22 protein-coding genes and 1 riboswitch are annotated in these 24,802 nt (G+C 40.2%); of the genes, 6 read left to right on the top strand and 16 right to left on the bottom strand.

The genetic code is table 11. The features are described from left to right. Window positions 1–131 precede the first annotated feature (131 nt). The 4 genes from JOC78_RS06910 to JOC78_RS06895 all read right to left on the bottom strand — a co-directional run bounded on the left by JOC78_RS06910 (window position 132) and on the right by JOC78_RS06895 (window position 3,973). Window positions 132–1,370, bottom strand: coding sequence for a dicarboxylate/amino acid:cation symporter (locus JOC78_RS06910; protein WP_204553763.1), 1,239 nt, complete (start codon window positions 1,368–1,370; stop codon window positions 132–134). 183 nt (window positions 1,371–1,553) lie between these two features. Then, entirely contained in the window at window positions 1,554–2,210 is a 657-nt protein-coding gene (locus tag JOC78_RS06905) for a TetR/AcrR family transcriptional regulator (RefSeq protein ID WP_204553762.1), read from the bottom strand. 28 nt (window positions 2,211–2,238) lie between these two features. Continuing rightward, on the bottom strand, window positions 2,239–3,255 hold the full coding sequence (locus tag JOC78_RS06900) for an ABC transporter permease (RefSeq protein ID WP_204553761.1): 1,017 nt from the start codon (window positions 3,253–3,255) through the stop codon (window positions 2,239–2,241). Next, window positions 3,245–3,973 (bottom strand): ABC transporter ATP-binding protein, encoded by a 729-nt coding sequence (locus JOC78_RS06895; protein WP_204553760.1) that lies wholly within the window; start codon window positions 3,971–3,973, stop codon window positions 3,245–3,247. Before JOC78_RS06895 ends, JOC78_RS06900 begins: the two co-directional genes overlap by 11 nt. 392 nt (window positions 3,974–4,365) lie before the next feature. On the opposite strand from JOC78_RS06895, the gene JOC78_RS06890 reads away from it, so the two are divergent. After that, a complete protein-coding gene (locus JOC78_RS06890; protein ID WP_239587058.1) occupies window positions 4,366–6,690 on the top strand; it encodes an immune inhibitor A domain-containing protein in 2,325 nt (774 codons plus the stop codon). A gap of 43 nt (window positions 6,691–6,733) precedes the next feature. On the opposite strand, the gene JOC78_RS06885 is transcribed toward JOC78_RS06890, so the two are convergent. Then, the gene (locus JOC78_RS06885) at window positions 6,734–7,360 is read right to left on the bottom strand and encodes a YetF domain-containing protein (RefSeq protein WP_204553759.1); all 627 of its coding nucleotides are present in this window, start codon (window positions 7,358–7,360) and stop codon (window positions 6,734–6,736) included. Between the two features lie 168 nt (window positions 7,361–7,528). Between JOC78_RS06885 and JOC78_RS06880 the strand changes: the two genes are divergently transcribed. Beyond that, window positions 7,529–7,852, top strand: coding sequence for a DUF3243 domain-containing protein (locus tag JOC78_RS06880; protein WP_204553758.1), 324 nt, complete (start codon window positions 7,529–7,531; stop codon window positions 7,850–7,852). 427 nt (window positions 7,853–8,279) lie between these two features. On the opposite strand, the gene JOC78_RS06875 is transcribed toward JOC78_RS06880, so the two are convergent. Beyond that, on the bottom strand, window positions 8,280–8,975 hold the full coding sequence (locus JOC78_RS06875; RefSeq protein WP_204553757.1) for an O-antigen ligase family protein: 696 nt from the start codon (window positions 8,973–8,975) through the stop codon (window positions 8,280–8,282). Between the two features lie 261 nt (window positions 8,976–9,236). On the opposite strand from JOC78_RS06875, the gene JOC78_RS06870 reads away from it, so the two are divergent. Beyond that, entirely contained in the window at window positions 9,237–9,830 is a 594-nt protein-coding gene (locus JOC78_RS06870; protein WP_204553756.1) for a TetR/AcrR family transcriptional regulator, read from the top strand. Between the two features lie 80 nt (window positions 9,831–9,910). On the opposite strand, the gene nadD is transcribed toward JOC78_RS06870, so the two are convergent. The 7 genes from nadD to JOC78_RS06835 all read right to left on the bottom strand — a co-directional run bounded on the left by nadD (window position 9,911) and on the right by JOC78_RS06835 (window position 17,648). Continuing rightward, window positions 9,911–10,615 (bottom strand): nicotinate (nicotinamide) nucleotide adenylyltransferase, encoded by a 705-nt coding sequence (nadD, locus tag JOC78_RS06865; protein ID WP_239587035.1) that lies wholly within the window; start codon window positions 10,613–10,615, stop codon window positions 9,911–9,913. A 158-nt stretch (window positions 10,616–10,773) separates the two neighbouring features. Then, window positions 10,774–12,024: an IS4 family transposase gene (locus JOC78_RS06860; RefSeq protein ID WP_204553755.1), complete on the bottom strand. Its 1,251-nt coding sequence runs from the start codon at window positions 12,022–12,024 to the stop codon at window positions 10,774–10,776. Between the two features lie 105 nt (window positions 12,025–12,129). Next, window positions 12,130–13,611, bottom strand: coding sequence for a nicotinate phosphoribosyltransferase (locus JOC78_RS06855; RefSeq protein WP_204553754.1), 1,482 nt, complete (start codon window positions 13,609–13,611; stop codon window positions 12,130–12,132). A 26-nt stretch (window positions 13,612–13,637) separates the two neighbouring features. Then, on the bottom strand, window positions 13,638–14,543 hold the full coding sequence (locus JOC78_RS06850) for a cysteine hydrolase family protein (RefSeq protein WP_204553753.1): 906 nt from the start codon (window positions 14,541–14,543) through the stop codon (window positions 13,638–13,640). Between the two features lie 94 nt (window positions 14,544–14,637). Next, window positions 14,638–15,429 (bottom strand): NUDIX domain-containing protein, encoded by a 792-nt coding sequence (locus JOC78_RS06845; protein WP_204553752.1) that lies wholly within the window; start codon window positions 15,427–15,429, stop codon window positions 14,638–14,640. A gap of 432 nt (window positions 15,430–15,861) precedes the next feature. Further along, a complete protein-coding gene (locus JOC78_RS06840; protein ID WP_239587034.1) occupies window positions 15,862–16,455 on the bottom strand; it encodes a transposase in 594 nt (197 codons plus the stop codon). Between the two features lie 140 nt (window positions 16,456–16,595). Further along, entirely contained in the window at window positions 16,596–17,648 is a 1,053-nt protein-coding gene (locus JOC78_RS06835) for an Ig-like domain-containing domain (protein WP_204553751.1), read from the bottom strand. 26 nt (window positions 17,649–17,674) lie between these two features. Then, window positions 17,675–17,759: riboswitch (cyclic di-GMP riboswitch) on the bottom strand. 199 nt (window positions 17,760–17,958) lie between these two features. Between JOC78_RS06835 and JOC78_RS06830 the strand changes: the two genes are divergently transcribed. The 3 genes from JOC78_RS06830 (at window position 17,959) to JOC78_RS06820 (ending at window position 22,421) form a co-directional block, all read left to right on the top strand. Then, window positions 17,959–18,819, top strand: a complete 861-nt coding sequence (locus tag JOC78_RS06830; protein ID WP_204553750.1) for a stalk domain-containing protein — start codon at window positions 17,959–17,961, stop codon at window positions 18,817–18,819. 69 nt (window positions 18,820–18,888) lie between these two features. Then, complete coding sequence (locus JOC78_RS06825; protein ID WP_204553749.1) at window positions 18,889–19,884, top strand: S-layer homology domain-containing protein; 996 nt, start codon at window positions 18,889–18,891, stop codon at window positions 19,882–19,884. Between the two features lie 161 nt (window positions 19,885–20,045). Beyond that, a complete protein-coding gene (locus JOC78_RS06820) occupies window positions 20,046–22,421 on the top strand; it encodes an S-layer homology domain-containing protein (RefSeq protein ID WP_204553748.1) in 2,376 nt (791 codons plus the stop codon). Window positions 22,422–22,609: 188 nt separating this feature from the next. Here JOC78_RS06820 and JOC78_RS06815 read toward each other — a convergent pair whose 3' ends face one another. From JOC78_RS06815 to JOC78_RS06805, 3 genes are all read right to left on the bottom strand, one after another. Then, a complete protein-coding gene (locus tag JOC78_RS06815) occupies window positions 22,610–23,293 on the bottom strand; it encodes an SH3 domain-containing protein (protein ID WP_239587057.1) in 684 nt (227 codons plus the stop codon). Window positions 23,294–23,414: 121 nt separating this feature from the next. Then, window positions 23,415–23,990, bottom strand: coding sequence for a hypothetical protein (locus JOC78_RS06810; RefSeq protein ID WP_204553746.1), 576 nt, complete (start codon window positions 23,988–23,990; stop codon window positions 23,415–23,417). Further along, window positions 23,968–24,759: a hypothetical protein gene (locus tag JOC78_RS06805; protein WP_204553745.1), complete on the bottom strand. Its 792-nt coding sequence runs from the start codon at window positions 24,757–24,759 to the stop codon at window positions 23,968–23,970. The genes JOC78_RS06810 and JOC78_RS06805 overlap by 23 nt, the downstream gene beginning before the upstream one ends. Between the last annotated feature and the right edge of the window lie 43 nt (window positions 24,760–24,802).

The raw sequence follows: 24,802 nt of genomic DNA, 5'->3' as shown, positions 1-24,802 counted from the left end.
TCACTATGGACACCCTTGCTTTTGGCTATGTACTTACCGCTACCAGGTCGTACTCGGGACTTTCACCCGTTAGAGTTCGCCCATGCTGGGCGAACAAAAAGGATGCCCCTCATGCAGGAGCATCCTCTTTGCTATATCGTGCTTGGCAATTCATTCTTTTTCCGTTCCGACTGATCAACAACTGACGCCCCAACTATATCACCAATCACATTCGATGCCGTTCCGCCCATTCCGATCAAGGCATCGACACCCGCGATCAATGCGACGATTTCAAGCGGCAGCCCGTACATCGTTAAAACAGCTGAAAGAGTTACTAATCCCGCAGCTGGAACACCTGCTGTTCCGACTGATAGCAATGTACCAATTAAGACAATCGTGAAGAAATCAGTCGCTGAGAGTGATAGATCCGTAATATTTGCTGCGAACACAAGCGAGATTCCCATGCGAAGCGCTCCGCCATCGGAGTTGAAAACAGCCCCAAGCGGTAAAGCGAAATTTGCTACCTTTTCAGAAACGCCCGCTTTTTTCGCCGATTCAATAGCAACCGGCAGCGAGGCAATACTGCTTGATGTGAAGAATGCAGTTGTGTACGCCTCTTTCGTTTTCTTAAAGAAGTCAATGACAGACAGGCCGGAGAACTTAATGAATGCCGAATAGACAAGCAGCCACAAAAGGATAATTCCTAAATAAAATACGCCTAAGAACTCTAGAAGCGATTGAAATGCTTTCCACCCTTGGCTGCCGAATGCTCCTGCACTAATCGCAAATATACCGATTGGCGCATACAAAAGCACACCCTTTAATATTTTATTGAACAGCTCATTAAATGCGCGAAAAAACGTATCCAGCAAATTTCCGTATTCAGCCATTTTTTCGTCGGTTGAAAATTTCATAAAGGAAATACCCATCCCAATAATCACTGCTGTAAACAAAATAGCCATTAAATCCCCCGCGGCAAGTGCCGCGAAAATATTTTGCGGAACGATCTGTAAAATCACATCGGCAAAAGCCGGTGTATCCGGTTTATCAACCGTGACATTCGGAAGCGTCAGGCCTTCTCCTGGATTGATCCACAACGCCAGTGCTAAACCAATCAGTACAGCGGCGGCTGTTGTAGCAATATAATAGAGAATGAGTTTGCCCCCAATTCTGCCTAGCTGCGTGCTGTTCATCTGATTCACCGCTAATACGACCGTTAAGAAAATCACCGGAATGGCTACTAAACTCAGTAAATGAATCAGCAGCGTCCCAAGCGGACTCAGCACTTCCGCTTCCTTTCCTGCTACAATGCCAACCAAAGCCCCTAGCAAGAACCCCAGCGACATCTTCAAAACAAACGAAGAATCCTTATATTCTTTCCATATGTACATACCTATTATTTCACGCCTTTACTTTTTTGTGGGGTCAGACCCCCAATGCGTTAATGTGCAAAAGTAATTGTACTTGATAAATGCAAAAAAGCCTATGATTAAGTGTAATTATTATCATAGGCGTGTTCACTTATAGTGATATTTTATTATCCTTGATCCATATATTGCGGGACTGTCGCGGAATCAACGTCCATCTTGCTGACCTACCCCGTTCATGATCATTTGCACAGTCATCTCGATTTCTTTCTCATCGTTCCAGTTTTCTTCTGGAAGAAAGATATACCGTACAAGCAGCAGTCCAAAAATGCTAGATGCTGAAAAGCGAACGACAGCTGGAGCAGGCAAGTCAACAATTTGACCTTTTTCCTTATAGTATTCAACCAATCCAGTAAATTTATCAAATATTTTCTGGGCAATATGCTCTTTAAACTGTTCCTTCAGCTCGGGATGAAATGGAATTTCCTGAATTAAGATTTTAAAAACAGTCATATTATCTTTCAAAAATTCCTGACGGTTGATAATCATCGCTTTTAGGAAATCCTCGTACCGTTCGTATTTCGCATCTAAGACTTTATTAATATCCCGAATAACAAAAGGGGCAATTAATTTAGCCATCGCAGGTGAGACAATGGACAACAAAAGATCCTTTTTCGTTTTATAATGTCTAAAAATCGTCCCTTCCGCCACGCCGGCCTTTTTCGCAATTTGGCTGGTAGAGGTAGCGGCATATCCTTTTTCAGCAAACATTTCGATGGCCGCCTCCACGATTTTCTGCTGCTTTTCTGTTAACGATTCTTCCTGATCAAGCAATTGCTTAAAAACATCTTTTTCTTCAGACATGCTTTGACCCCTAACATCTTAATTTACCTTATATTTTACGGTATTTTTTTAAGGCTGCAACATTTAACAAAATAAAGAGAAGGGAGAAGCCAATCAGCATGGAAAATGGAAACAATATATCTTCAAAAGCAAACCCTCGAATCATTACATCCCGAAGTGCATCAGCTGCATAATAGAGCGGCGTGATCGGGCCAACCCAGCTTAACCATTCTGAAATGGTCTCTAAGTTAAATAATCCTGAAAAGAAAATTTGCGGAATGACGACGATCGGGATAAATTGCATCATTTGCAATTCATTTTTAGCAAAAGCAGAAAGCAGAATTCCTAGCGTCAGTGCCGTAAAAGATAGAGACACAATAATGATCAGTACATAGAAAAAGCTCCCTTTCATCATCATATCCAGTACATAAATAGAGTACCAGGAAATCAGCGAAGCCTGCAAAAGAGTAACGAAACCAAAGCCAATTACGTAGCTCATTACCATCTCCCAAATCTTAATCGGCGAGACCAGCAAGCGTTCGAGCGTACCGGTCGTTCTTTCCCGTAAAAAAGAAACACCGCTGACTAAAAACACAAAGAAGAAGACAAAGAAACCGAGCAAGACAGGGCCGAATGAATCGAACATGCCCATTTCTTTGCTCCCGTACACATATTCAATACGATCAGAAAAATCGGTCGAAGGAGACGGGAATAGCGTTTGTACCTTCTTCATCACCGCTCCATTTATAGACGGATCGCTGCCTTCAACAACCACCTCAGGCTCTGCAGGATTCTTAAACGAAACATATCCATCTAAGCTGCCATTTTTGATATCCGCTAAAGCTTTCTCCTTATTGGCATATACTTTAAATTCGCTGACATCAAGCTTTGATTGAAGCGGTTCAGATATATGCACGACCGCTACCTTGGCTTCATAATCGTTCGTGTCAAATACTAGCGAAAGCATCGTCATGATTAAAATAGGCGCCAAAAACATCAAGGCAAGCGTCCGTTTATCGCGCATGAGCTGCTGAATAATCCGAAGAACAAATCCACTAATTCTCAACTGACACACCTCCATTTTTCAAGAAAACATCTTCAATCGAAGTTACGCCATATTGAGATTTAATGGCCTCCGGCGTATCGCTGGAAATGATTTCACCATGTTGAAGCAGCCCGAGCCGGTCACAACGTTCGGCTTCATCCATTACGTGTGTGGTGATGATCAGCGTTCGTCCTTCTTCCTTCAGCTGATGAAATCCATCCCAAATGTCTTTTCTTAAAACAGGATCAATCCCCACCGTCGGTTCATCTAAAAATAAAATATCCGGCTCATGCAGCAAAGCGATCGCCAGTGAAAGTCTTCTCTTCATTCCACCGGAAAATTGATGAACAGGTTTATTTAAGTGTTCAAGCAAGTCAACGGTTATCATGACTTTCTCTATTTGCTGATTCCGTTCAGCTTTCCTCATTCCATATAAGGAAGCCATAAATGACAAATTCTCTTTCGCTGTCAGTTCATTGTATAAAGCATCTGACTGGGCCATATATCCGATCGAAGGATATAGTTCTTTCGCCTTCAATCGCTCCCCTTTTACTGTTACTTCACCAGCTGATGGCCGCTCCAGACCGATCATTAATTTAATCATCGTTGTTTTACCTGAACCCGATGGCCCTAACAACCCGTAAATTTCTCCTTTATGAATGTTGAGAGACACTTCTTTTAATACTTCATACACACCAAATGACTTCGAAACCTTATTTAAATGAACAATTGGCTGCAATGAAATCCCACCCTTCTCATTAGTGAGTGATTACTCACTTTTATTATATTTACTTACTTAACATTTGTAAAGTGAGTAATCACTCATTTACATCTGAAAATATTTTACCTGTTTTTTCATATTTTAAGTGATGTTCTACCTTCCCCTTTATACCTAATAAAAGCAATTGTTAAATGGTACTAAAAATATTTTATGTAACAATTTTACTGTTTTTATAAAATTATAATATTTTTTATATACGTAATATTTACAATATTTTGATTAATTGGTATGCTTCATTCACTTAGATTGGAAGAAAAAAGTTATTTCTACTACTATTTTAAGGGGTGTATGAGTTGATAAAGAAAAAGACGGTACTAAAAGTCCTCTCTAGTTTTAGCGCTACTACCTTAATGGCATCCGCATTATTTTCAAGCAGTGTAATGGGTGCTCCGATCGAACCAAATTCCATCTCCTCATCTAGCGAATCAGCACCGATCGATGCACACATCATCAACGAAGAACGGCTGGCAAAAGCTTTGCAAAAACGTGGAGTCATCTCCAAAAATGCAACTTCAGCAGAAATTCAGCAAGCTGTGCAGGAGTATATCCATAAGAAAAGAGGAGTGAAAAATAAACCTTCTCAGGATCAACAACAGCACGAATTTGATATAAAAGCGAAGGATTTCTTAACCAAACAAAAGAACCAGCTGACCCAACAGCTTGAAAAAGGACATGAGAATTATAAAAAGGGAAAACCAACGGGTGAAGTGAAAGTGAACGAAGCAAAGCAAACTTCTTATCAAGGAGACGTAAGAACAGATAAAGTTCTCGTTTTATTAACTGAATTTTCCGATTTTAAACACAATCAAGTAGAACAAGAAGAGGGATATATGTATGCGGAGGATTTCAGCCGTGAACATTATGAGCAGCTGATGTTCGGTGATGAAAAGTTTGAATTATTTAATGGTGAAAAAGTGAATACATTTAAACAATTTTACGAAGAGCAGTCCGGCGGCAGCTATACGCTGGACGGAACTGTATCTGAATGGCTGACGGTCCCCGGAACAGCGAGAGAGTACGGAGATGACAATCCAAACGGAGGCAATGATAACTTATCTCCAAAAGGACCTCGCGATTTAGTGAAAGATAGTCTAAATGCAGCTGTGGCTTCTGGTATGGATCTGTCTGAATATGATGTTTTTGATCAATATGATCTGGATGGAGACGGAAACCAAGCAGAGCCGGATGGGTTAGTCGATCACTTGATGATTATTCACGCCGGAACCGGACAAGAAGCTGGCGGCGGTGCTCTTGGTGATGATGCGATTTGGTCCCACCGCTGGGCGCTTGATGGCGTTTATCCGGTCGCAAACAGTACGGCGAAAGTGGATTATTGGGGAGGAAACATGGCGGCCTACGATTACACCATTCAGCCTGAAGATGGAGCAGTCGGTGTGTTCGCGCATGAATTTGGCCATGACTTAGGACTTCCCGATGAATATGACACTCAATATACGGGCCATGGTGAACCCGTTGCTTCTTGGTCGATCATGAGTGGAGGAAGCTGGAATGGAAATATTGCTGGCACGGCGCCGACTAGTTTCTCTCCACAAAATAAAGAGTTTTTCCAAAAGACGATGGGTGGAAACTGGGCAAATATGGTGGAAGTCGATTACAAGGATATCGATAAAAATGGAATAACTTCTTACTTGGATCAAAGTGTCACTAAATCTAAAAATCCAGGCATTGTAAAAGTGAATCTTCCTCTTAAGGATGTAAAGGGCATCCAGCCAGCTTTCGGTGAAAAATATTATTACAGTACAAAAGGAGACGACCTTCACACGGCATTAATCTCTCCTGAATTTGATTTAACCGCAGCGACAAAGGCAGAATTCAACTATAAAACTTACTATGACATTGAATTTGACTATGACTATTTATATGTCAAGGCAGTGACTGACAGCGGCCAGGAAGAAGTCATTGATGTCATTGGCGATGAAGATACCGATCAAGACGGCCGGGCAGAATCAACGAAAGGCCAATGGATCGATAAGTCCTATGATTTAAGCCAATTTGCTGGGCAAAAAGTGACCTTGCACTTCGATTATGTAACAGATGGCGGCTTAGCTTTAGATGGTTTTGCTTTAGATAATGCCTCCCTGACGGTTGATGGAAATGTTGTATTTACAGACGATGCGGAAGGTGAAGCGAAGTTTACGACCGATGGTTTTGTAGTTTCCAATGGTTTTGATAAAAAACCTCACCACTATTATCTGGAGTGGAGAAACTATGCAGGATCTGATCAGGCGTTAGCCTACTCACGCGGAGTCAAGTATAATACTGGATTAGTCGTATGGTATGGAGATAATAGTTTTACAGATAACTGGACAGGCGTTCACCCGGGCGAAGGCTTCCTTGGAGTAGTGGACTCTCACCCTGAAGCGATCATTGGCATGAGAAACGGTTCACCATCTATTGCTAACAGCACTCGCTACCAAGTAGCAGACGCCGCTTTTTCAATGGGTCAGGCTCCTTCATGGTCGATTGATTCGCCTGCTCGCGGTGCGTTTACTTACGACGGACTAGCAGGCGTTCGTGTCTTTGACGACTCGAACACCTACATGAACGAAATCATTCCAGATGCTGGCCGAATTGTTCCACATCACGGATTGAAATTTGAAGTCATTGGAGAAGCAAAGGATAATTCCGCAGGTGCGGTTTGGGTTCATAAGTAATTTTAAGGCGACCTCGATGATTCGAGGTCGCTTTCCGCTTGTTCTATTGCAGATGTTTAGGGGGTTCGATTTTATGGTCATTCGCCTTTATTTCAGAAAAAATATCTCCTTGACTTGAAGATTGAGTCGGCTGGGTAATTCCACTCATTCTTGATGGACTTAGAAGTTGCTTTATTTGTTGCAGTTCCTGCTGCAGCATCTGAAAATCTTGTTTGTTAACTGGCTGGGCATTTTCCTTTAACTCATAGCCTACCTGTCCATTTGCTTCTAAAGTAGCCCACTTGACATCGCTGATCTTTGACACGTTTTGCTGTCTTAATTTCATTTCTAATTGATCTACCGTGAAGCGCAATTTCTTTAAATTTTTCTCATGTAACACGCCATTTTCTATTAGAATTTTCGACTTCCCTGTAATGAATTTCTCTACTTGATCCGATTTTATCTGGGCATATTCCATCACGATAAGAGTGAGAACTAAAATAGCACCTACACCGAGCGTTGTCCAAATGTTTTTTCCTGCAACCGGCTGAATGAGTAAAGATCCTATGCCAATCATAATGACAGTCTGCGCAAGGGTCATTTGCGAAATTGACTTTCTCCCAGCGAACCGTAATAGCAAGGTACCTCCTATTACGATCAAGACCGCTTTCCATATCCAATCAAAATCCACCATTCTCACTCCTTATGACCTGTTTCTAACTAGTATGATAGTTGATCGGCTTCTTTATTCTTTTTATATAAAACACTGAATGTGCTCTAATTTGTTTGCCCCATGTTTAACCGGGTAACTAATAACTGTCGAAGGTGAACACTAAAAATTTGAAGGGATGGATGAAAAATGGAACACAATTTAAACAATACAAACGGTCAAGGTGGAAGAGTGGAAGAGAAATTAGATAACATGAGCAGCGGGAAAAAAGACGAGATTTTAGCAAACTTTGATGAATTTAAAGAGTACTTAGGCGGTAAAGTATCAATGGGTAAAAAGCTAGGCCTCGGTGAAGAACAACTTGCCAACACCGCACAAAAAGTGGGAGACTACCTATCTGCCAAAGAAGACCCACGCAACCGCGAAGAAAAGCTGCTTCAAGAACTTTGGAAAGTCGGAACCGACGAAGAAAAACACATGCTCTCTCATATGTTAGTGAAGCTAGTGGATTGATGGGGTCAGTCCCCCACTGCGTTAACGCATTAAACCACGAAAGCTGCGAATGGAACGCACTCCATTCGCAGCTTTCATGGTTTTTTATTATTTATGGCGGCAATTTTTACATACTTTAATTTTCTCATTGGTGTTTGTAAGATATGTGTACAACAGCTTGATTCTCGTTTTTTCGCATAATGGACATGTGCCTCGCCCTCTTGAAGGGAGTTTCTTTAATAATTTTCCTCGATTTTGCTTTGCCATCTCTTTCAGTCCTTTGCGAATAGGGTGTTTCTTCTATTAAATGCTGAGAACAGAAAAAGATTGATGGGCGTTATCACTATTTTTAATAATAGGCTGAAGCTTAGGGGTCAGACCCCCACCACGTTAAAGCGATAAAGAAAAGTCCTTTAGACTCTGCTCTAAAGGACTTTTCTTATGGTTATTATTCAAATGAGTCAGCCATTAATCCAGGTAATGAGATGTCCCATCCAGCTTGTGATTTATATTTGTATTCCCCGTAGATCATTCCATAGACAGTCACTACGTCATCTTCCACATAATCCGTTAATCCATCATATTCAATGAAGATCACATCATTACTATCCCAGCCATACGACTCTTGAGTGACAGAGAGACGAATGTTCGTGTAATCACCATCTTCTAAAATTTGAATAATCTTCCCAGTATATTTCACATACTCACCTGTGTGGCGATCCGGATTCTTTTTCAATTGCGGATAGCTGATAGTCTGCGCATTAGCTTTCTTTTCAGCTAATTCTTGCTCCGCTTTTTTCTTAGCCTCTTCTTCTTCCTTTGCTCTCGCTTCAGCCTCAGCTTTGGCTTTTGCCTCTTCTTCAGCTTTCAATTTAGCTTCTTCTTCAGCCGTTAACTTCTGCTCTTCTTTGGTTTCAGCCTCTGCTGATACTTCACTTGTTGCAGGTTCTGCAGCAGGTTCACCGTCTGGAGAATTCACGATTAAAATAATCCCAACAATTGTTGCCACAATAGAACCGGCAGCGAATTTCATTTGACGTTGAGCTTTGCCATTCTTTTTAATAAATGAAATGAAAGACATGATTAAAAATATAATGACGGCTATGAACCCCGCAAAAAATAATAATCCCCCAACAATATCCATATATATCCTCCTTTAAAAATATCCTGAAATAATTTCAGCATTTAGTACTATACCATAACAAAATGGGTGAAACAGCCAATTTATATAAAAAATATCTAGTTATTTTTTACTTTAAAAGTATTAATATCCCAATAAATTAGTTCGTTAAGATTTAAATAATAAAAACCTTTCTGCTAATGCCCTTTTTTAACTATTGGAATTATATTGGAATTAACGGTATACTAATATTAATTTCACTTAACATGTTGGGGTTGATCATCTATGGGACAAAGAGGAAGAATTAAAGGATCAAATGGTGAAGAGCGCCGTGCGATGCTGTTAGAGGTGGCCGCAGAAGAATTCGCTAATCATGGATTCCACGATACGAAAGTTAGTACAATCGTGAAACGAGCGAATGTCACACAGCCAACTTTTTATTTGTACTTTCAAAATAAAGAAGCTATTTTTCAGGAGTTGATTCAGTTGTTTCGACAACGGCTTGCTGACCTAACAAAAAACAGCCGTTTAGAACCTGATGTGCAGCATTCACTTTCTGAAAATATTAAAAAAGGTTTACGAGAAATCTTTACTTTTTTTAATCAAAATCCCTTTTTAACTAAAATCGGATTTTTTACAGATACTGACGCAGAAGAGGTCAAACGGCTAATGGCGGCCCAAGTTAAAAGCAACCTTGAAGCTGAAGTGAAATTAGGTTATTTTCAGCAGGACCTGGATATGGATACAGTGGCTAATAGCTTAGTCGGAACCATTGAACGCTTGACACTAACTAAATTATTTACAAAACAAAAAACCCCGGACGAACTCGCAGAGGAAATCGTTCAATTATTTTTGTTTGGGTTGAAAATTGAAGACTGATTTTGTGTTCCCATTGTAAAAGCCTTGCAGCGAGCTGCAAGGCTTTTTGCTAACGCATCGCGGATTTCCTAGCATGGGTTCTAATAAATCACTTTCTGATACAACCCTTTATCTTTAATATAATCATAACAAGCATCCGGCAGCAGGTACCTTGGTTCGCCGCCGAAGGAAAATTCTTGTCTAATGTATGTAGAGCTTATTTCCATGGCCAGTCCTTTGTCTAACAGCTGAAATCTTCCGTCATCGTAGTTTCTTAATAGCGGGGATAATGAAATGGTGGCCGGCATGTCGATTCCATTCCGTGCCATGACGATGAATTTGTTTCGACTGACCAGCTCTTCATCCATTCTCCATTTTCCAATACCTATATCTACCAGCAAATCCGCTCCCATAATGAAATAGAAGTCAGCGTTGGGCAAAGCTTCTTTAAAATATTCCATCGTGAAATACGTATAATGCTTTCCTGGTAAAACATCTAATTCATACGTGTCTAAAATAAATGCAGGATTATCTTTTATAGCTAATTGAATCATCTCAACCCGGTGGACATCTTCCGTCTGCAGTTTTTTATCGATGCGCTTTCCGGAAGAAGGAAGAAAAATGATGTAGTCCAATTTTTTTCGATGAGCCACAGTAGAGGCACTCCAGAGATGAACATTGGTGATCGGATCGAAGGACGAACCGTAGATCCCGATTTTCACCCCTTTTTCAAATAATCGATCTATATTTTTACCGGGGTTTATCTCTTTAAAATAGCTCTTTAACATTTCAACAGTTTTCACCATTTCTCTTCCTCCGTCCTTTTACGCTTTAACGCGCCGGGGGTCTGACCCACTAGCATTGCATAGATTCAATTAATTTGAATTTATAAAAGAAATTAACAGTTCATATTCCAAAAAAGGGAGTAGGGTGCTAGATTGACCTTGTTCCCTTTTTTTACCTTTTAGTAATTTCCTAAGCGATTATCTTTTCTTCTCTCTTTTGGCACGACTTCTTTGACCAAGGCGACGGTTCCGACATGCAAGGTGTTCTTTTTCGAGGGGATTGGCACTTTTCGTCTTCCCTTAGACACTCTCTTAACCCTTTTTGGTTTCAATGCTTTTTTAAAGGATGCATTGGTTTGATAAAGATACGTTTGAAGAAGTCGAAAGAATTCCCAGGCGGTCTTTTGGGACTCCATTTGGAGTTTCACGATCAGCGATAAACCATAAGCAATAACGGCTAAAAACATTTGGTTCCATATTCCCTGAGGTTTCGTGCTCCAAATTTTTGTGAATTTCAGGTGTTGTTTAATCCATTTAAAGAACAGTTCAACCGCCCAGCGACTACGATAAATCTCCATTATTTGGTGATCCGTTAGGTCGAATCTTGAGGTCAAGATTCGATAAACTTTACCCTCATCATCTAGAAACTCAACGTACCTTAATGGTATTTTCGATATGCCGTATAAGACTTTAGCATCTTGGATGACAGAAGGGTGAGTCGGTTTGAACTCCTCGATAGTATACAGTCGAAGCGATTTTGTAATCCTTACGACAAACGAAATATTTTTCGCTTGCCAATCCATAAGGTTCTTTTTAGAAGGAAACCCCCGATCCATTACGTATGTTGAATCTGACTCTTCTATTAAGTGCTCAGCACTTTCGAAATCACTCACCGTACCTATTGATGGTACAATTTTGTCAGGAAACACTATTTCTTCGGACACTACCACTAAACGGGTGTGCATTTTCACCGCATGGTGACCTTTTGAGATGAAGGACCAATCACATAATTGTTGAGGCAGCCTGATTTCGGTGGAGTCTACGATTTTTAAACGTCCAATTTCTTTTGAGATTCCCTTAGGCAATTTTTTCATCCCATCGATCAAAGATTTGATTTTTTTCACCACTTTGATAAAGAGCTTTTGAAGCCATTCTGTCGGAAGATCGTTAATACGCCGACTAAGCTGGGAACCGCTAATCTCTTCAATTTCTAGTTCCTTTCGAAGTTTTGGATAAGCTTCTAATTTCTCCACCATATGTGAATAAGAACTCCATTGATCTAACTGAGCTGACACAAATATCTTAATCAACGACTTTGTCGTAAGCTTGTAATTTCCATAATCAATAAGCGGACAATCAAAATCCTCGGTAGGAAGAAGGGATAAGCATTGACAAATAAGCAATTGACGTCCTATACTTTTCTTGTTCATTGGAAAACTCCTTTGTAGAAGACTTGTTTGTTTTAGGGAACAACACAAGGTCAACAACTTCTACAATAGGAGTTTTTTTCTTTTTCGTAAACTTTTTATGATATTTTACATATTTTTCAATGCGTGCAACGCTAGTGGGTCTGACCCCATAGCCTTTTTTATATTCTCCATTTTGTTATTCCAGCACTTCTCACTTAAATCGACGGGGTATTCCTCAGGAAATAATGAGCGTTTGTATTCATCCCAAAGCAGCTCTAGGTTTTCTTTTGCATATTGCTGAACGTCTTGAATGTTCGGCAGTTGATAAACTAATTCCCCATCGATAAAAATATCCGCGTGCATCTCTCTCGCTTCAAAGTTAGTCACGAACTTAGACACATAGGTGTGAACGGGGTGAAACATTTTCAGTTTTTCTTCTTCTTGAGGATGTTCATCACTCATGGCGATGTAATCTCCCTCTGAGCGGTTGTTGACTAAATTAATAATACGATACAGTTTCTTTAATCCCGGGGTCGAGACTTTCTCTGGGTTGCCCGAGATTTTAATGGTATCGACCATTTCCCCTTGCTCGTCTTCAATCGCCACCATTTTGTAAACAGCTCCCAGCGCCGGCTGATCATAAGCTGTAATGACCTTAGTGCCTACTCCCCACGCATCTATTTTTGCTCCTTGTGCTTTTAAATTGATAATCTTTTCTTCATCTAGATCATTCGAAGCCACAATCTTCGTCTCTGTAAATCCAGCCTGGTCCAGCATTTTTCTTGCTTCTTTAGATAAATAAGCCATGTCCCCGCTATCCAAACGAATCCCATTAAACTGTATGCTGTCCCCCAGTTCTTTTGCGACCTGAATAGCCGTTGGTACCCCTGACTTTAATGTGTCATACGTATCGACTAAGAAGGTACATTCGCTGTGGCGACGGGCATATTTGTGAAAAGCTTCATATTCATCTCGGTAGGCTTGCACCAAAGAATGAGCGTGCGTGCCAGCAACCGGAATGCCGAATTTCTTGCCTGCTCTTACATTGCTCGTTGCCGAAAAGCCGCCGATATAAGCCGCTCTCGTTCCCCAAACGGCTGCATCGAATTCATGCGCCCGTCTAGTCCCAAATTCCATCACTGACTGTTCGCCTGCCGCTAGTTTAATTCGAGAGGCTTTGGTGGCAATTAAAGTCTGATAGTTTACGATATTAAGTAAGGCTGTTTCAACCAGCTGCGCCTCTGCTAAGTTTGCTTCTACTTGAAGAATCGGCTCATTGGCAAATACCAGCTCCCCCTCTTTCATGGATCGAATCTTCCCATTAAAGCGGACTGTTTTAAGATATTCTAAGAAATCCTCCTTATACCCCAATTCTTCTCTTAAATAATCAATATCGTGATCAGTAAATCGATACCCTTTGATAAAATCAATCATCCGTTCTAGTCCAGCAAAAATTCCAAACCCTGATCCAAAAGGCAGTTTGCGAAAATACAATTCAAACACCGCTCTGCGATTATGAATGCCGTCTTCCCAATACGTTTCCGCCATATTAATCTGGTACAAATCTGTGTGTAAGGCAAAACTATCATCTGTATATCTGTCAGTCATGTTCATATCCTCCTGGCATCGATTTTTTAAAGAGTCAATTCTTTCGAACGAACGATGTGAATGCCAAATTTATTTTTTAATTCTTCATATGCTTGTTCCGTTTCCTCTTCAAAACCGGGGATGGAACTTATACAATCATCTAGCACATAAAATCTTGCGGTCATCTCCCGATCATCGGCAAAATAATCCACCATTTGTTTAACAGATTCTAACACACAATGGGACTTTGCTTCTCCTGCAATGATGATTTTTTGATAAGACTTTAATGAATTCAGAAATTCATAGTTACCATAATCTGCTTCAGCGAATTCCGGTTTAATGATTCCATACATTTCACTCAACGGATCTTGCCCTTTAATAATTTTCTTAATTCTTGTGTTTCGAGCAATGGAATGAAAATGAATCATATTGGAAAACTGGCTTTCTAAAGCGGCTCCTCTTGTTCCCTCGATACAATGGTAAGGCCAGATGCACAGCTGTTTTTTTCCTGATTTTTCGAGATTGCGAATGTACTTAAGGCTCTCTTCCGCCTTTTCCGCGGCTGTCCACTTGCCCTTTTCTATATCTTCAGCTGAAATGATCGTAAATGGAGCTGGATGGTTTCCTTGTTCATCAAGCCACCACACTGGGTGAAAAATTTGGTTTAATTCATGCGTATCAAGTGAAATAGCAATGTCCGTGATTTTATGAAAGTTATCATAGAGGAATCTCGTCACGTTTTTGATATCGGTATGGGAGTTGGGCACGCCAAGCTCTCCATTTTCCATAAAATCATTCTGATAATCAATGCCAATAAACAGCACTTTCTCTGTGTCTTCGTTAGAGGGTGAGATCCCTTCTGCACTTGCCAGACTTAATAATTCATTCATTTTCACGGAGCGGCTGCTGCCAATTTCATCGATATTCACAATCGTGTCAAAGCTCGTTTTCATTTTTCCACTCTCCTCATCATTTTAATTAACAATTATTAATTTGTTAATTATTATCCTTAAAAAAATAGCAAGAAACTGCTATTTTTATTTGAAGTTACTTCCAAATAGAAGGGATCACTTCTGCATCTGTAAATGTATAAAGTTTAGACGGCCGTTTTGTCCGCCCAGTGGGTTCGGTTGTCTTTGGTTTACTCTCTTGATCAAGAGCTTCTGTGATGAATGGAAGCGTTGGTGCTTTTCTGAAAAAAGCCGATTTGCTTTTGACATTGGTATCATCAATTGTCGCAAGAAGAACATGCCTTAGTTCCTCCAGCTTAAATTCTTTCGGTAAAAAATTTTTAGCGACCGTTGTTTGAAGCATATCTTTTTGAACCGATAACAACGCATCTTTAATAATTTTTCTGTGATCAAATGCTAAATCAAGGTCAAACACGTCATCCATTGAGAACAATTGCACATCAGCTGCATCATCCGCCGCTTGTCGGTTCCGAATGTTTTCTTCAGGCACGATCGCATAATGAGCATTCGAAATGATCCAGCCGCGTTTGTCTCTTCCTAGTTTATCATATACTCCATAGTGCTCAATGTGAACCCCATCAACACCTGTTTCTTCTTTTAGTTCCCGTTTCGCTGCTTCATAAGCCGTTTCATCCGGCTGAATAAATCCGCCCGGAAGCGCCCACTTTCCACCTTCTATATTAGGCTGCCCTTCCGCATCCAACTCCGCCCGCTGAATCAGCATCAAACCCAATTTGTATTTCGAACTCGCTTCAAGCTTAGGCTGATGTGCTTCATTCGCCACCAAAGTAAAAATCGCAATATCACTCGTATAGCCATCCGGTGTTCTGTACTTGCCTGAATCGTAATGAATTAGTACATCTGTCATCGTGAGTCTCCTTATGGGGTCAGTCCCCCGCCACGTTAAAGTAGTAAAGGTAATTAATTGAAATGTTTCCTCTTTATTTAATTAACAATTATTAATTTGTTAATTAAAATATACATGAAAACATTTATCTTTGCAATTATTTTTTGGGGTCAGTCCCCCGCCACGGTAAAGCGTTAGAGAAGAAATGAAGAAATCAACGTTTCTTTAAAGGTTGTTTTCTTCTTTTATTTATCTCTTTTCATGCATTCTCAAACATTCACCCCCACCACTCCCCACAGGTCGATTTTTTTATAAACCATAAAAAAACGCGCTTGATCTATGATCAAGCGCGCAAAGGGGGAAAGGAATTGATAGGAACGGGTTATGGTAATAGTATGGTCCGATAATGAAGTTCCTATACATATAATTTAAATTTTTTTGATTTTACAAAAATCATGTTGTGAAAGTCGGATCTTGGACTGGAAGTATTGGTTTTGAAATAACTGAGGGAAATGGGAGATCTTCAACAAAGCGGCGGTAATATTCTTTTTTCGGATCGGGGAAATAAGATAAAATATTTTCTGTGGTAACGTGCGGTGACGGGCGATCGGAGACATAGACAGCATGACTGCTCCACGGGTATTGATCGGGGCTCTTTACCATGTTCGCTTCTAACGGATTTAAATGAATGTATTTACTAACTTTCAAATGATAACTAACCGTGTCAATCAATTTAGCACCGTATCGGCCTTGAAACACGTGTCCCACGACCTGATAACGCTTGTTAAAATATAAAGCATAATGGGTGTTCAGCATTTTCATCATGTACTGAGGATGGTGATCAATGGTTTCAACTTGGAGATGGATGTGGTTCGACATGAGGCAATAGGTGTGGAGGTAAAAGGGGTACATCTTTCGGGTCTCTTCTAATAAAGATAAATATTTATTCCAGTCGTATCGATCATAAAACAGCGCTGCCTGCCGATTGCCGCGATTAGTAATATGATAGATCGCTCCCGGAAACCATTGCCGATGCTTTCTAGCCAATAACTAACACCTCTTTCTTCATTATTTGCTTGCATAAGAGGTATTCTACATAATTCGCTTATTTTCCTTTTAGAAGGATAAAAAAGTCCCGCCTGTGTGAGGATGCGGGACTTTGCTTTAGTGGTTTAACGCAGTGGGGGTCAGTCCCCCACCGAAAAATTCATCTTTACAGAGTTCTTTAAGTCTTTCCCGTTCAACCCGGAAATCTTTTTGCCAATGTAAAGCGTGTATGTACTTCCGGCTTCATATGGCTGTAAAGCAGATACGGTGATGGATTTTGTTTTACTTGAGTAACTAAATGTAGTTTCTACAAGGTTCTTCTCTTCGTCAAGAATGATGATATCTAGTTCTGAAAGTGTTTTTTCATCTAGTCTCTGGTTAAATTTGATCGTCCATTCCTTTGTTGTAGCCACATCTTCTACAGGTGCTTTTTCTAACACACTCTCATCTTTTTCTATTTCTTCATTCACGTTCTCTTGAATGCCTTTAATTTGTGCCACGATTGCTGTAATCTCTGCTTTAAGTGTAGCAATACGGTCATATCGCTCCTTTAAAGCTGCACTGTCGGCTCCTTTTCTAGAAAGAGCATTTAACTGGTTGGTCACTGCATTCAGACGGTTTTCAAGTGCATGGAATTTACCAGCGTAACCCGGAAAAGCCTTTACTTCATTTTCTACTTCTTCTACTTCCTCCTCAATCTCTGTATCTGTTAAGTCTTCATCCACAATTACGTCTTCCGATTGAGCTGTTGCATGATCAGCTGGTTCTTCTACACCTGCATTCTCTTCATCTGCAGGTTCCTGAGGAGTCTGCTCTTCAGTTGTTTCATCATCATTCACAGGCTCTTCGTCCGTACCCTCTGCAGGTAATTCTTGTTCCTGTTCTTCAGGTGTCTGATTTTCCTCTTCTGGAACATCAGTATCTTTTTCAGTTTCTTCTTTTTCTTCCATACTTGCAAGCTTTGCTTTATATGCAATTAGGAATTCTTCAATTTTATCTAGCTTTTTGTCGACCGATTTAAGCTGTTGTGTCTGGCCTTTATTTTGACCTTTTTCCTTTTCTTTTGCTTCCTTCTTCTCTTTCACACTGTTTACCGGCTTGTGATCTTCTTTTGGTGCTGCATAAGCAGGCGCTGACAACATCATTCCTGTTGCAAACACGGCCGCAACAACCGGGGTAACTTTTCTGTACATTCCCTTTTCCTCCTCTATTTTTAGGCAATGGCAGCTGGCTGGCATAGAGTAATCTCCTTAGCCCCTATAGCTTTGTGACATCAAATTTCTTTGATTGTACTTTGTATTAATATCGACCTCTTCTCTATAAATCTTAATACACGAAGTTAATAATGGGTAAAAGGTTACAAAAATACTTTTATACTATGAATTTAATGTAAACAAAGGAAAACTTATGATATTTTAAACATAGTCTTATAGTTTTAAGTGAAAGTACCTAATCACTACATTTAGATTCGCCTTTTATGAAAAAGTCGAAGGAGGAGAAACCTTGAAAAAACCGAAAGAAGACACAATGAAAGGGATCATTATAGGTGCTATACTCACGGCAGGGATTGGATCTGGAGTTACATATGCTGGCACAGTGATTGATCAATATAAAACACCACGGGGGAACATAGCCACGGTGGAAGAGGAACACATTCATAAAAATCGGCTAGATGTGACGGTAAACGGACAGCCAGTTGAAAGTCATACTTGGTATCATAATGATGAAAAGACCTTTGTAAAGCTCCGAGATATTGCTGAGATGCTGGGAGCGGAGGTAAACTACAATCCTCAGACGATGTCAGCCGATATTTTTACTGCGGATGCGCCAGCTGTTACAGTAGATCTGACTGAATACGCTCCGCCAGAAATGAGCGTTAAATATTTCAAAGGCGAAGGAAATGAATACGCTTCATACACTGAGTCAGTCATGTCGGTAAAGAATGGTCTGCTTGAAACCTATATTGATAACGGAGGTACGAGAGCGTTGTCAATCTTCGACATCAGTCAAAATGAACTGGCTAATGTCTATCATAAAACGGAAGTCTATGATCAAGGCACCGTCGATCTGTCTAAATTAGATCGATACAAAAATAGAGAGGCCCTCCTCCAATCCCCGCTCCGGCCAGGTCAAGAGATTAATGGATGGAAAATCACCAAAACAAATGCCGAAATCCAGCTACCCTACGGCATAGTCGATCATGTCATCGTCAAAGAAAAACAAATAACCCAAAAAGATGGCTCCCTTATAATTATGAAAGAATACTGGGCCAAAGGTTTAGGCTTGGTCAAAGATGAATACATAGACATTGGCTCCAACTTCACTGTCACTTCTGAACTAGAGAAGATAGAGCCTTATAAATAGAATGTCGCCTCTTTCACGCTTTAACGCAGTGGGGGTCAGTCCCCATTTTATTTAGAAAGGATGATTAAAATGAAAAAATTTATTCTATTCACGTTGTTATTTGGCTTCATTTTCTCAAGTGTGCAGCCAGTAAGCGCGGCGTACAGTGAAAGTTTCAGAGATTTAGATGAACACTGGGCGCATGAGGAAATCGACTATCTCTATCAAAAAAGCGTCATTAAAGGTTATTCTGATGGTACGTTTCGACCGAATAACTATGTGACTCGCGTGCAAGCGATGACGATGATTGCCCGAGGATTGAAATTAAACTTAACCAATCGTCCCAATCCAGGATTTAAGGACGTTCCAATGAATCACTATGCTTACCGCGAAATTGCAGCGGTTGTGGATGAAGGTATTTACCCTAAGAGTGCCTACCTCTACCCGAATGCATTGATTTCACGTGAAGTCATGGCGAGAATGGTAGCAAGCGCTTTCCAACTAGAAGGTGAAAGTACGGTGGCCTTTAAAGATGCGCCCGTCGGTTATTGGGCTTACCCTTATATCACAAAGCTTGCCGCAAATAACATTACAACCGGCTATGCCGATCAGACATTTAGACCGAAGAACTCGTTAACAAGAGCTCAATTCAGTGTGTTCTTAACACGAGCATTAAATGACGACTTTAAAACCTATGCTTATACAAACGCGAAATTTAACGTGACGATGAATCTGCCTTACTACATAAAGGACAAATTAGTTATAAAAGAAGAAACGAGCAGAAATTATGATGGAGTTTATCAAGAAACACTCAACTTCTATTATCAAGATACACGCGTGGCCAACCAACTGGTATGGGTTGCAAATATTATGCGCGTCCCAGCGAAGTATGCTTATAATGAATTCGGTCCGTCCTACCGACTTATAAAAAAGAAATCTCAATACGCTTACTTCATGGGATCTCCTGGCGAGCACCCTTACATGTACTTTGAAAACAGCGAAAGACCTGTTACACCTGAAGCACATGAATACATCCGCTTCTATGACCGGTTAGCAAGTACGATTCCGCTGCTGGATTATAAGTAAAAAAAGGTGCCTGCCCTTTGTCGCTTTAACGCGATTGGGGTCAGGCACCCCTGTATAGATACCGCACTCCCTACCCCGTATTTCACTTTGATTCCCCATAAGCATTTCGGTATATTAGTATTATGACATTTTATTCATTTTAGTATTTTAGGAGGTACGTAATGAGGAAAAGTATTTTATTTTTGTTAGTTGGACTCTTATTTTTCACACAAATTCCGAAGACAGCTTCGGCGCAATCCTTTAGCGATGTTCCGAAAAGTTTCTGGGCATATGACCAGGTCGAATGGGCTGCATCTAAAGGGTATGTCAAAGGTAATAATGGGTTATTTAAACCAAATAACCATTTAACTGAAGGTCAGTTTGTATCTATGCTGATCAATTATTTTAAACAAACAAATGTACCTGCTGCGAAGGCCGGCGAACACTGGGCTCAACCCCTGTACAATCGGTTAAAAGGGTATAATCTCCCGTTAAAGGGATATCAGTCAGACGCAATCAAAAACACTATTGTCACGAGGGGAACGGTTGCAAAAGTGCTTGCTGCCGCAACAAAGGGTGAATTAATCGATGAAGCAACTGCAGTGCAATTCATGTTTGATACAGGGCTGTCCATTGGAAGAGACGGGATCAAAACGATCAAAAGCTATGGACCAGAAGAGCCTTTCACAAGAGGCCAGGCTTGTACGATTTTATTAAGAATGGAAACGGGCAAGTTAAACTCCCTGCACACAGCTAAAGAAAAACTAAAAACGAAAGAAGAAATCGTTCAGCAGTTTAACAAAACGAAAGCAACTTTCACGGGAAATCCATTTTTACAAGCACCGGCAATTAAAGCGCCTTACTCTACAGGTAAATTGCAATCTGGATACATAAAAGACGGCGAAAATGCCATTAATTTTTATCGATACCTAGCGGACTTGCCTCCTGTTCAAGCTTCGGCTGAATTAAATACATCAGCTCAGCATGGTTCCGTACTGATGGCCAAAATGAATGCCGTGCAGCATGGCTTTGCCCAGCCGGCTGATATGCCTAATGCCTTTTATCAAAAGGCGGCCAATTCATTGTCTTCAGCTAACCTGCAATCATTTTATTCCTATGAACATACGCTGCGCTCAGTGACTAGAAATGATTTCAACTCTCTAGCTTACGCTGTTAAGAGATGGATCGCTGATGCTGAGCAAGAAAATTATTCAGATGTAGGGCATAGAAAATGGGTGCTGCATCCAGCGTTATCCACTGTCGGATTTGGTATGGCTATTAATGAAAAAGATCGAGGCTACACAAGCCTGCAAGTGACGCATGCTGCGGATTCTCCTTTTGGCCGGGAGTATGTCGCTCACCCGAATAAAGGTTTTTATCCAAACGAGTATTTTTCAACGAGAGAGTCTTGGTCTCTTTCATTAAACCCAGACATTTATCAAGCCCCGTTGGAAAAGAATATAACGATTTCTATGAAGCGTCTCTCTGATGGACAAACGTGGAAGCTTACTAGTACAGATAAGAATTATTTAAATAGCGGAGAATTCCTTTCTGTGGACTCATATACAGGCTACGGTGGGGCTTATGGAATCACTTTCCACCCTGGAAAACATTATCGTGCATACAATGGAGAATACGAAGTAACCGTAAATGGGCTAAAGGATCTTCAAGGAAATCATAAGAATCTGAGCTACACAGTGAACTTCTTTTCCCTTTTAGATGAAACGATGAAGCCCGATACGAATGAAGCCACTGCTGCATCCCCTTTTGCCCGCAACAAACAAGCAGTGTATTTCGTTGAATCAGGAAAGGTGTATGAGTTAAAAGGCGGCGTTAAAAAGAAAATTGCTGAAGTACCTGGGGCAAACGCAAATGAAGTAGCTGCGACAGAGCACGATTTATTTTTCAAAGCCTATCAGGGAGGCATTACTGAGGTATATAAGTATAATTTCTTGTTAGGAAAAGTGGAGAAATTCCCCTATGATTCATTTACCGTAGACAAAGAATTATCTGTCTCAGATCAGTATGTATATCTCGGCGATATGAGATTCCTGCATGATGGGTCGTTATATCAAGAAAATTATTATCCAACTGAGTATTATTATAGTGAAGATGATGACGAAGGCCGTCCACAAATTTACCATATAGGGAAAAATGATGCGCCGGTTCAACTTACATTCGACAAAACCCCAGGAAAAAGCGTACCGCTTAAAATTGGGGATTGGGTCTACTATCAAAGTTCTGACAGTATCAGTCGATTCAATTTAAAAACAAAACATATTGAGGAATTAACTGATAGTGAGGACCCTATGTTTAGCTACAAATACTTGGATGGGAAAATTTATTACATTGCCTACTACACACTCTACCGAATGGATCTAGATGGCTCGAACAAAGAAGAGTTAGTAGATTATAATGTCGATGACTTTGCGGTGTACGACAACCAACTATTTGTACTCAAGGGAAATACCTATTTCAGTGACGCTTTAGATCGTTACGTTCGTGAAACGAAAGCGTACCGAGCTGATATGAATGGCGGAAATATGATTGAACTTTGATTAAAACAGGGGACGGCTGTCTGTTTCATTCCCATGGCGGGAGTGAGACAGGAGAGCCGTCCCTGTGTTTTAGTTTATTACTTCTTGACCGACACCTTTATACAAGTTTTACCCAATCCAACTCTTAATCTTCAAATTGACGAATGTCAGATCACTAGGGAAATTGTGTTTCATCGTCTCATCTTTCACTATCTATTACTGATCTTGGCTAGTTGTGAATAGGCATTTCCGTAGGAGTCGGTAAACTTTACAACACCGACATTTTTGGCATAATACGTTCTGTTTCCTTCATCGTCTATGACTTCAACGCAGTTTTTGAATGTGCCTGCTAAAGTTTTAACTGTTTTGGATACTGAATTCACGTAAGCTTTTCCGTTCCCTTCCGTTCCGATCTCCCACCACTTTCCTATTTCAATTGGATAGTGAATATCTGTATAGTATTCTGAGTAAGGATAGCCTAAATAAAGACCATTTAAATCTTCTTTGCGAAGATATTCGTAGCCCTCATTTGTTTTCCACATATCCCAGCCACCGTATTTTTTTACATAAGAATTGCTGATCTTTTCTCCGTCAATTACATACGTATATTTCTTATGGATGTTAGGCATATAAGAATCCGCTACCTTTAAATATGCCAAGGCAACGAAAGCTCGCTTATTATTGTGTCGAATTTCTGCCCAGCCTCCAGGTCGTCTCGAATGAATATAAGTAACCTGTCCTTTCTTTAACTTTCCTACGACCTTCGCTTTGGCACTTGGGTATTCTCTTACATTCAGAACATCTCCATTGACTAACACCTTCTGTGGATGTTCTGCTGCATATGTTTGATTAGTGATAACTAAAAAGACGAAAGCACATAACACAGCAAACATTTTTTTCAAATGAATCTACCTCCTGCTTTTTACTTAAGTATTTTTTAAATGATCCTAACGATCCTTACACCTTCTTCTATCCAAATAATCAAACGGAACCTATCCTCGTCTCCTCTCAGAATTAAAATTTTTTAAATATTTTCTCTGAAATATCTTCAGGTGAACTCACGGATACGAGTGGAATTTCAATAGCAGACGCATTTTCCAGACCCCAATAGCGTGTTTTCCCTTTTTCTAATGCTGTACTTGTCCAAATCCCATCTGTATGGTTAATTTCAAAAAATCTCTCATTTCGGAAAGGATCCCAGAAGACCCAGTGATCAGAAATCGCAGGTGTTCTTGTCCAATATGTAAAATCAAATGTATATTTAATCAGAGAAATAGTTGGATAGTTTTCTTCTCCTACAAGATCCACTTCGATTCCATAGACAAGTCCATCCGTCATATTAGGCAGATGCGGCAATGGAGATTCATTCTTCAGCTGATATAATTTGATAAAGTTGCTTGTTAACCAGCCATCGTAAGCAGAATCAGATTTCCATCGCAAAAATTTTGGCGTGAGAGAAGTATACCCCTCTTTTTCTCCAATTCTGTCTAATTCATTTAGTAATAAATGTACGTTTTTATAAGTCTCTTGCAAAACTTGAACCGCATTTGATATATTTTCTCCTAAATCAGTAACCACTTTTGTAGACATACGACTGACCCTCCTTAATGTCTTGAACATGCCAATTCCATGAATATTCATTGTCTATATTCTTATAATCATAAGCATAGGGTGTTTTCATAATAGGCGGTATCCCTTCATCTAAGGCAAATCCCCTAAAACGAATAAACCCTTTTTTATGCAATAAATCCCGCAAATCCTTTAATATGAATTGCTGTCCTCTATCTAATTGGTCAATATTCAGCTCTCTTAGCGACTCATAGATATCCTCCCAGCACAGATAACCAAGCTCAACTGAAGGAGAAATAATAGAACGGCCTTCCAATGTTTTTTTCACATCTACCATCATTTCATAAGGAGCAAGAAAGAGTAAGAATGCATCGCGGGTTCCAGATATTCGTTCAAGCATTCTAGAGTAGCGGGCTAGCTGGTTTATACTTTGCACAGGCTGATCTTGATCGGTTATGTCTTGATCCTCGGAAGAAATCCCGCTTAGATATTTAACTTCTATACCTATAACCATTTCATTAAAAGAAATGAATAAATCAATTTCTCCTTCTTCCTCTCGGTGCCAGAAATTCCATGTAGCAGGAAAGCCCGTTTGACCATCTAGCCAGTCTCTCCATTTATCGTTACTATGATCTTGACTGAATTCCGCTGAAGATAATGCTTGTTTCAAACCAAGCTCGAAAGGTAAATAACGAATGGCTCCGAAAAAGCTTCCTGTAAGTTGATCCTCCGATCGGTCTAATAGATAGCTACTGGATTGTGAGATTTTATTGTGGATTTCTGCTAACAAAATTCATCACCTCTTCCTTCTCATTTTATAAAAACAGAGGGAC

This window comes from Bacillus ectoiniformans (genome assembly GCF_016908875.1).
GTDB lineage: Bacteria > Bacillota > Bacilli > Bacillales > Domibacillaceae > Bacillus_BX > Bacillus_BX ectoiniformans.
This window is presented reverse-complemented; position numbering and strand designations above follow the sequence as displayed.

Bases quoted from the DNA above. Each gene is read 5' to 3' on its own strand.
- JOC78_RS06825 (WP_204553749.1), top strand. From the start codon at position 18,889: ATGAAAAAATTTATTCTATTCACGTTGTTATTTGGCTTCATTTTCTCA.
- JOC78_RS06905 (WP_204553762.1), bottom strand. From the start codon at position 2,210: ATGTCTGAAGAAAAAGATGTTTTTAAGCAATTGCTTGATCAGGAAGAA.
- JOC78_RS06860 (WP_204553755.1), bottom strand. From the start codon at position 12,024: ATGAACAAGAAAAGTATAGGACGTCAATTGCTTATTTGTCAATGCTTA.
- JOC78_RS06845 (WP_204553752.1), bottom strand. From the start codon at position 15,429: ATGACAGATGTACTAATTCATTACGATTCAGGCAAGTACAGAACACCG.
- JOC78_RS06910 (WP_204553763.1), bottom strand. From the start codon at position 1,370: ATGTACATATGGAAAGAATATAAGGATTCTTCGTTTGTTTTGAAGATG.
- JOC78_RS06870 (WP_204553756.1), top strand. From the start codon at position 9,237: ATGGGACAAAGAGGAAGAATTAAAGGATCAAATGGTGAAGAGCGCCGT.
- JOC78_RS06820 (WP_204553748.1), top strand. From the start codon at position 20,046: ATGAGGAAAAGTATTTTATTTTTGTTAGTTGGACTCTTATTTTTCACA.
- JOC78_RS06815 (WP_239587057.1), bottom strand. From the start codon at position 23,293: ATGTTTGCTGTGTTATGTGCTTTCGTCTTTTTAGTTATCACTAATCAA.
- nadD (WP_239587035.1), bottom strand. From the start codon at position 10,615: ATGGTGAAAACTGTTGAAATGTTAAAGAGCTATTTTAAAGAGATAAAC.
- JOC78_RS06810 (WP_204553746.1), bottom strand. From the start codon at position 23,990: ATGTCTACAAAAGTGGTTACTGATTTAGGAGAAAATATATCAAATGCG.
- JOC78_RS06890 (WP_239587058.1), top strand. From the start codon at position 4,366: ATGGCATCCGCATTATTTTCAAGCAGTGTAATGGGTGCTCCGATCGAA.
- JOC78_RS06880 (WP_204553758.1), top strand. From the start codon at position 7,529: ATGGAACACAATTTAAACAATACAAACGGTCAAGGTGGAAGAGTGGAA.
- JOC78_RS06855 (WP_204553754.1), bottom strand. From the start codon at position 13,611: ATGACTGACAGATATACAGATGATAGTTTTGCCTTACACACAGATTTG.
- JOC78_RS06835 (WP_204553751.1), bottom strand. From the start codon at position 17,648: ATGTACAGAAAAGTTACCCCGGTTGTTGCGGCCGTGTTTGCAACAGGA.
- JOC78_RS06850 (WP_204553753.1), bottom strand. From the start codon at position 14,543: ATGAAAACGAGCTTTGACACGATTGTGAATATCGATGAAATTGGCAGC.
- JOC78_RS06875 (WP_204553757.1), bottom strand. From the start codon at position 8,975: ATGGATATTGTTGGGGGATTATTATTTTTTGCGGGGTTCATAGCCGTC.